Here is a 6,987-nt window from a genome sequence, read left to right on the forward strand (position 1 = left end):
GGTGATAAATAAGCATGAAACACGTTCCCAGCGATTTGGAAATTGCCCAGGCCCACAAAATGAAACCCATTGTGGAAATTGCCGAAAAAATGGGCTTAACCGAAGATGAGATTGACACCTACGGCAAATACAAGGCCAAAATTAAACTGGAGGTGCTGGAAAGACTGGCGGACCGCCCCCGGGGTAAACTAATTGACGTTACCGCCATTACTCCCACCCCCCTGGGAGAAGGAAAAACCGTAACCACCATCGGTTTAACCCAGGGGCTGGGTAAAATCGGTAAAAACGTTATTGCCACCCTGCGCCAGCCATCCATGGGCCCGGTGTTTGGCATTAAAGGGGGGGCTGCCGGCGGCGGCTATTCCCAGGTGGTGCCCATGGAGGACATCAACATCCATTTTACCGGTGACATTCATGCCGTGGCCGCTGCCAACAACCTGCTGGCAGCAATGATTGATACATCCATATTACTGAAAAATCCGCTGAATATAGATCCGCTCACTGTAATGTGGAACCGCGTGGTGGACATTAACGACCGGGCACTGAGGGATATCGTTATCGGCCTGGGAGGGGCCATGAATGGTTACCCCCGTCAAACCGGCTTTGACATGGCGGTGGCCTCGGAAGTAATGGCCATCCTAGCTCTGGCCAATGACCTGCAGGATTTGAGAAAACGTTTTGGCCGCATAGTGGTGGCCTACACTTATGATGGCCGGCCGGTTACTGCGGAAGATTTAAAAGCTGCCGGTTCCATGACGGTGATAATGAAAGAAGCTTTAAAACCGAATTTGATTCAAACACTGGAAGGGCAGCCGTGCATTATGCACGCCGGTCCCTTTGCTAATATTGCCCATGGCAATAACTCTGTACTGGCCGATCGCATCGCGCTTAAGTGTGCTGACTATGTGGTTACCGAAAGCGGTTTTGGTGCTGATTTAGGCATGGAAAAATTCATGGATATCAAGTGCCGCCAGTCCGGCCTGCGCCCGGATTGTGTGGTAATTACCTGTACCGTCAGGGCGCTGAAGATGCACGGCGGTCTGGGTAAGGTGGTGGCCGGTAAGCCGCTGCCCGAAGAGCTGACCCGGGAAAACATACCGGCGTTAGAAAAAGGGTGTGCCAACCTGGCCCATCAAATTAAAGTGGCCCGTTATTTCGGTGTGCCTGTGGTGGTATCGATAAACCGCTTTACACCGGATACCGATGCAGAGGTGGAAGTGGTGCGTCAAAAGGCACTGGAAGCAGGGGCAATGGGTGCGTACCCGATAACCGTTTGGCGGGATGGTGGCGAAGGTGCTGTGGATCTGGCCCGGGCGGTGGTGGAAGCATGTGAGCAGCCCAGCGACTTCAAGCTGCTCTACCCGGACGAGTTAAGTATTAAAGAAAAGATTGAAATACTAGCAGCAAAGGTTTATAATGCTGCCGGCGTCAGCTACGAACCGCTGGCCGAAAAGAAAATCAAGCAATTTGAAGAAATGGGATTGGGCCATCTGCCTATCTGTATGGCCAAAACACACCTGTCAATTTCCCACGATCCGGCGTTGAAGAATGTTCCTGCCGGTTATATATTCCCCATCAGGGACATTCGCGCTTCGGTGGGTGCCGGGTTCTTATACCCGCTGGCCGGAACCATGCGCACCATGCCCGGCTTGGGTTCAAAACCGGCGGCGCACAATGTGGATATTGATGAAAACGGCCGGACCATTGGTTTGTTCTAAATGGTTTTTCATGTTGTCTTTGCCGTGCCGACATCCATTTGTAAGGACCGGCGTGTTTAAATAAACGGTTGGCGAAGGGTCGTTTGCTGAATACTAAAAATACTAGGGAATGGATACAATACCTTATAAATTGTTGTAAGGGAGTGCTGCTATGTCTCTGCATAAAAAGGAACACACTCTGCAAAGTAAGAGAGTGCATGCAAACGACCTGTCCTTTAAAGGGGAATTGGTGGAGCATGAGTTTAGCGCGGAATTATCAGCCCGGGAGATGGCTCCCAATCAAAAGCAGCTGCAAAACAATCCCATGAAAACACCACCCAATAATTTAACCACTATTGATAAAGAGCAGAGAAAAGGATGACTCTCAAAGGCAAACCCGTTTAGGGTTTGTCTCTTTGTGGGGCGAAAATTAAAAAAAAATTAAAATTTATCAGTTTTTTAGAAGGAAAATATTTATTTGTATCGAATTATAAAAAAACACATTAGAAAAAATACCCAGCGGTAAAGGCACGTAAAACGGAACTGACAGTGCTTTTAACAGGCCAGGAGAAAGAAAAATAAGGATGGCTTGAATATACCTTGCCTACCCGGCGATACAGCGGGGGTCGTTGCTTTCATTTCCTCGGAACAGGATTAACAGCGAGCATCATATGCAGCACCGCTTGGAGGTAAGTTATGGAATTCTTAGAAAAATTGATGCAGCGGAAAAAAATCGGTGCGGCCATTAGACGCGTAACCGACCTGGAAGAAGCACTGCAGCATCCAAGCATCAGTACGGTGTTCTTGTTGGGTGGGGATATTAATTTTCTCCCGGCAATGGTAAAAAGGGCCCGGGCAGCAAATAAAAATTTCCTTGTACATGTGGATTTGGTAGAAGGGGTCGGCAAAGACCGGGCTGGTATACACCTGCTGGCCAGGTTTGGTATTAGCGGTATTGTGACCACTAAGTCAAGCCTGGTAAAATACGCCAAGGACGAAGGTCTTTGGACGGTGCAGCGCTTGTTTATTGTGGATTCAGAAGCCATTAAAACCGGCATTAAAGTGGTGGAAAGTATTAGGCCCAGTGCCATAGAAATACTGCCGGCAACGGTTCCCCAGTATGTTATTGAGGATATTAAAAGAAGGGTTGCCCTGCCTGTGCTGGGGGGAGGTCTGCTGAAAACCGAAGCTGATGTGGCAGAAGCGTTTGCAAAAGGTATTGACGCCATTTCCACCAGCCGTAGGGCTTTATGGAATATAAAATGCTTTTAATAATAACAAGTTGATAAGGGTTAGGAGTACCGGAGATAACCCCCTGATAGATGTTGGTGCAAACCGTCTTATTAGGGGGGTTTTTTAATTCTGAATAGGGCAGGAGAAGAGGAGACGGCCTGATATTGTACATTCTTAAAAGTGTGTACATATCGGCCGTTATTTTTTTGAAAGGAGGGGTTAAAAGCAGGGCGATATTTTTTATAAAGTCAAAAAAAGACAGAGTTTTTCAAAAATAAAAATTATTGAAGGAGGCTGCTTTGACGGTGAAAAGATTTTACCGGTATGTAATTCTGTCATTGGTTCTGCTGCTGGTAGCGTTTAGCGCCGTTGGCTGTGGTAACACAGCGGAGAAAGAAAAACAGCCCCAAGCAGAAGTGGGAGAAAAAATTGTAATCGGCCACCGGGGGGCATGTGGATACCTGCCGGAACATACCCTGGAATCTTATGCTCTGGCTTACGCTATGGGCGCTGATTACATCGAGCCTGATGTTGTAATGACCAAGGATGGCGTGCCTGTGGTGATGCATGACATTCACCTTGATGCCAACACTAACGTGGCAGAGGTTTTCCCGGACAGAAAGCGCTCTGACGGGAGATATTACGTGATAGATTTTACACTGGATGAAATTAAATCGCTTAGGGTTAATGAACGGGTAAACGTGGATACAAAAGAAGCTGTTTATCCCGGTCGTTTCCCGGTGGGGGATTCTAAATTTGAGGTGCCCACCTTGGAAGAAATGATCCAACTGGTACAGGGGCTCAATAAGAGTACGGGCCGCGATGTGGGAATATACCCGGAATTAAAAGAGCCAAAATTCCACCTGGAAAACGGGATTGATATGGGGCCGATTGTACTGGACCTGCTGGCTAAGTACGGTTATGACGGTCCCGAGGATAAGATATACCTGCAGTGCTTTGACCCGGATTATTTAAAACGGGTTAGAAATGAAATGGGGGCTAAAATAAAATTAGTCCAGCTGATTGATGAAGGAGATATTTATGAAAAAATGATGACTCCCGAGGGCTTGGACGAAGTGGCAAAATATGCTGATGGTATCGGCCCCTGGTATATGCAGATCCGGGATGCTAAGGGCAAAACAGATGAATACCCGGTTATTAACCCCAATTTAGTGGCAGATGCACACCAGCGCGGTCTTGTTGTTCACCCGTATACATTCCGCAAAGATCAACTGCCTGAATATGTTGATAGTGTAGAAGAATTAATGAAACTTTTCTACTACGATATTGGAGTGGACGGTGTTTTCACCGACTTTCCTGATCTGGGTGTAAAAGTTGTGCAGGAAGGACCGGATAAAAAATAACTTCGCCAGTAATTTAACTATATAATTGTAATTTAAGCAAATGATTAAGTTAATATTAAAAATAAGTTAAGAAAATATTAACTTGGGCAGGAGAACATAAAATTATTGTCGAACTGCCATGTAATTAAGTGTTTTAAATAATTTGATAGCGGGTATTAGAGATAACCTCTTATAAACAGCGGGAATAAATTGCTGGTTTAAGGGGTGTCTGTAAACAGCCGAGGAGAAAAGGAGACGGCCCAAAGATCCATTCTTTGCAGAATGGGTGTGGGGCTGTCTCTTTTTCTGAATTTTAAACGGAGGTGATGCAAGAATTTTTAAACAGTACATAAAAAAAGCGGTATAAAGACTAAGTTTTAACAGTAAGCGTGGAGTATGTAAAAAAGGAAGGAGAGATTGGAGAAAATGATAGGTATTTTTAAGCCTGCTCCCCATATCGAGCGGCTGCCTGCAGACCAAATTGATGCTGAGTACAAGAAACTGCGCCTGCAGGTATTTGCGGGAATATTTATCGGTTATGCCGGGTACTACCTGGTTAGAAAGAACTTTGCTTTGGCCATACCCTACCTGCAGCAGCAGGGTTTTTCCAAGGGAGAACTGGGTGTAGTTCTGTCTGCGCTGTCCATAGCGTATGGTATCAGTAAATTTGTGATGGGAAACGTTTCCGACCGGAGCAACCCGAGATACTTCATGGCTGCAGGTCTGCTGCTGTCTGCTGCCGTCAGCCTGATGTACGGTATTATCCCGGCGGTGACAGCCAGCATTCCGCTGATGTTTGTATTGATGTTTGCCAACGGCTGGTTCCAGGGTATGGGTTGGCCGCCCAGCGGTCGTACCATGACGCACTGGTTTTCCGTTACTGAACGGGGAACAAAGGTTGCCATTTGGAACGTTGCGCACAACATCGGCGGCGGTATTATAGCTCCCCTTGCTTCATTGGGTATTGCTATTTTTGCCACTTGGAAAAGTATATTTTTCTTCCCTGCAATGATCGCTATATTAGTAGCAATATTTATCCTGTTAACCCTGCGGGACACCCCGCAATCCTGCGGTTTGCCGCCGATTGAAGAATATAGAAACGATTATCCCAATGATAACGTGGAAGATAGGGAAACAGAACTTACCGCGAAAGAAATATTGTTCAAGTATGTATTGAACAACAAGTACGTGTGGTATATAGCTCTGGCCAACGTTTTTGTTTATTTAATTAGATACGGTGTGGTTGACTGGGCGCCCACCTATCTTACCGAGGTAAAGGGTTTCACTCATGACAGCTCAAGATGGTCATATTTCCTTTATGAGTATGCCGGTATTCCGGGAACGCTGCTCTGCGGGTGGTTAAGTGACAAGCTGTTTAAAGGCCGCCGGGCACCCATTGGAATTATTTACATGATCGGTGTAGCGGCTGCGGTGCTCATTTACTGGCTTAACCCCGCTGGCAACCCGATGATTGATAACATTGCCTTGATTATGATTGGCTTCCTGATTTATGGGCCGGTTATGCTCATTGGCCTCTTTGCTTTAGATTTGGTGCCCAAAAAAGCTGCCGGCACCGCTGCTGGCTTGACCGGATTATTTGGATATTTGGGCGGATCTGTAATTGCCAATGCGGCTATGGGTTACGTTGTAGACTTTTTCGGCTGGAACGGTGGTTTTGTGATGCTGCTGCTTTCCTGTGCCCTGGCCATATTCTTCCTGGCATTAACATGGAATGTGGGTAAAAAACCGAAAACTGCCTAGTGTGAGGAAATATTATTGATTATAAAAGGGCAAGCCTGCTGTTTCGGGTTTGCCTTTTTGTATACCGGAGAGGTGAAACCCTGCGCCATAGATTTGAATATAATATAGATATAGCATTATAAATATTATGAATAATAAGATAATTTATTTTTTTAAAATCCCGTTAAGAAGGAGATGGATTAAGTTTTGTCGAAGTACAATTTGGACGGAATGATTATCTTTAAATATAATTAATAGATTTTCTGGAGGTAGTGTATGGGTGTTTTGGAAAAGATTATGAAGGGAAAGAAGATTGGTGCCGCTATCCGCCGGGTGGCAGACCTGCCGGAGGCGCTGTGCCATTCCAATATTGGTACAATCTTTCTTTTAGGCGGGGATATAAACTACCTTCCTTCAATGATAAAAAAAGTGCGGGCGGCGGAAAAGGTGCTGCTGGTACACATGGATTTGATTGAAGGGGTTGGCAGGGACCGGGCGGGTATGCACCTGCTTAAACGCTTAAAAATCCATGGTATTGTTACGACTAAAACCAACCTGGTTAAATATGCCCGGGAGGAAGGGCTTTGGGTGATTCAGCGCTTTTTTATAGTGGATTCGGAATCCCTTAAAACAGCCATTAAAGTGGCCGGTAATGTTAAACCCACCGCAGTGGAAATTCTGCCCGCCACCGTGCCGCGGTATACCATTGAAGAAATGAAGAAAGCCCTCGGTGTGCCCGTGCTGGGGGGAGGATTGTTGAAAACAGAAGAAGATGTCAAGCAGGCGTTGGCCAAGGGGTTGGATGGCATATCCACCAGCCGCAGGCACCTGTGGAATATTGATGTGTAATGATAAAAATTTATTGTTAAAAAATTTTTATTATTGTTTGCCTGGCATGTCTGCCGAGCCGATGGGTTGAAAGAAACCCTGTCGCCTAACCAGCGGGAAGACAACCTGTAAGCAAGGGCGTCACT

The 6,987-nt window shown here is 46.2% G+C and carries 6 protein-coding genes; all 6 read left to right on the forward strand.

Annotated elements, in window-relative coordinates; translation table 11 throughout:
* Positions 1 to 14 precede the first annotated feature (14 nt).
* The 6 genes from JOC37_RS11840 (at position 15) to JOC37_RS11865 (ending at position 6,862) form a co-directional block, all read left to right on the forward strand.
* Positions 15 to 1,718, forward strand: coding sequence for a formate--tetrahydrofolate ligase (locus JOC37_RS11840; protein ID WP_204619231.1), 1,704 nt, complete (start codon positions 15 to 17; stop codon positions 1,716 to 1,718).
* 151 nt (positions 1,719 to 1,869) lie between these two features.
* Positions 1,870 to 2,079 carry a hypothetical protein gene (locus JOC37_RS11845; RefSeq protein WP_204619233.1) on the forward strand — a complete coding sequence of 70 codons (210 nt, stop codon included), beginning with the start codon at positions 1,870 to 1,872 and terminating at the stop codon, positions 2,077 to 2,079.
* 314 nt (positions 2,080 to 2,393) lie between these two features.
* Positions 2,394 to 2,969 carry a glycerol-3-phosphate responsive antiterminator gene (locus JOC37_RS11850; protein ID WP_204619234.1) on the forward strand — a complete coding sequence of 192 codons (576 nt, stop codon included), beginning with the start codon at positions 2,394 to 2,396 and terminating at the stop codon, positions 2,967 to 2,969.
* A gap of 266 nt (positions 2,970 to 3,235) precedes the next feature.
* On the forward strand, positions 3,236 to 4,294 hold the full coding sequence (glpQ, locus tag JOC37_RS11855; protein ID WP_338017390.1) for a glycerophosphodiester phosphodiesterase: 1,059 nt from the start codon (positions 3,236 to 3,238) through the stop codon (positions 4,292 to 4,294).
* 405 nt (positions 4,295 to 4,699) lie between these two features.
* Positions 4,700 to 6,034 carry a glycerol-3-phosphate transporter gene (glpT, locus tag JOC37_RS11860; RefSeq protein WP_204619238.1) on the forward strand — a complete coding sequence of 445 codons (1,335 nt, stop codon included), beginning with the start codon at positions 4,700 to 4,702 and terminating at the stop codon, positions 6,032 to 6,034.
* Positions 6,035 to 6,289: 255 nt separating this feature from the next.
* Positions 6,290 to 6,862 carry a glycerol-3-phosphate responsive antiterminator gene (locus JOC37_RS11865; protein WP_204619239.1) on the forward strand — a complete coding sequence of 191 codons (573 nt, stop codon included), beginning with the start codon at positions 6,290 to 6,292 and terminating at the stop codon, positions 6,860 to 6,862.
* Positions 6,863 to 6,987: the final 125 nt, after the last annotated feature.

The organism is Desulforadius tongensis (assembly GCF_016907915.1).
GTDB lineage: Bacteria > Bacillota > Desulfotomaculia > Desulfotomaculales > Desulfohalotomaculaceae > Desulforadius > Desulforadius tongensis.